General features: G+C 77.8%; 1 pseudogene. It reads right to left on the reverse strand.

The window, feature by feature from the left end:
- Positions 1 to 639 precede the first annotated feature (639 nt).
- Positions 640 to 893 (reverse strand): annotated as a pseudogene (locus tag JHN63_RS51935) (hypothetical protein); the annotation flags it as partial.

Consider the following 893-nt stretch of genomic DNA (forward strand, 5'->3'; position numbering starts at 1 on the left):
CACCCCGCGGGGTGCACACGCCGCCGGACACCGGACACCCGGCAGAAGACAGACAGACCGCACACGCACGACAGAGAGAACAGACGCCGTACGGACAGCGGCGGAACCGGTGACAGCACCGGACAGACCACACCCCGCCACCACGACACGCCGGACACCAGCTCCTGGACACCCCGCCGCTCGGACACCCGGCATCCGGTGCTCGGGCACCGCGGCACGCGGCCACCCCACGGGCAGACCCCGCGCGCCGCACGGCAGGCCGACACACAGCACACCCGGCAGGCCGGACACCACGGCCGGACAACACCAGCACCCAGCAGCACCGGCGGGCCAACCCCGGGCCCGACCCGGACAGGCCTCCACTCCGCCACCGCCACCAGCGGGAGCCCTCGGCGACACGCAGCCGCAACCCGGCCGGCCCAGCACACACACCCACACCGCCAGGACCACGCACGACCAGCACCGCACCGCACCGCACCGCACCGCACCGCACCGCACCGCACCGCACCGCACCGCACCGGGCATGGTCCGCCGGGCCGGACGGACCACACGCACCCGCCGCGCCACCACCCGGCACCGGACCACGGACAGCACCCCCCGCCCTCACCCGGGCACCCCGCACCGCCGGAAGCCGCCGGATCACCCCGCACCCCCGGGAACCACACCGCGCCGCGCCGTGCCGTACGGTGCCGTGCCGTGCCGTGCCGCGCCGTGCCGCGCCGTGCCGCGCCGTGCCGCGCCGCGCCGTGCCGCGCCGTGCCGCGCCGTGCCGGAAGACTCTGCGGCCAGCCGGCCGGTGCCGGCACCGGTGCGGGTGCGGGTGCGGGTGTCCGCCCGTGTTCCGGGCCGGGGCATCCACACCGGCACCGGCACCCGCACCCGCACCCGCACCG

The sequence above is a fragment of the Streptomyces sp. MBT65 genome (genome assembly GCF_016612545.1).
Taxonomy (GTDB): Bacteria; Actinomycetota; Actinomycetes; order Streptomycetales; family Streptomycetaceae; genus Streptomyces.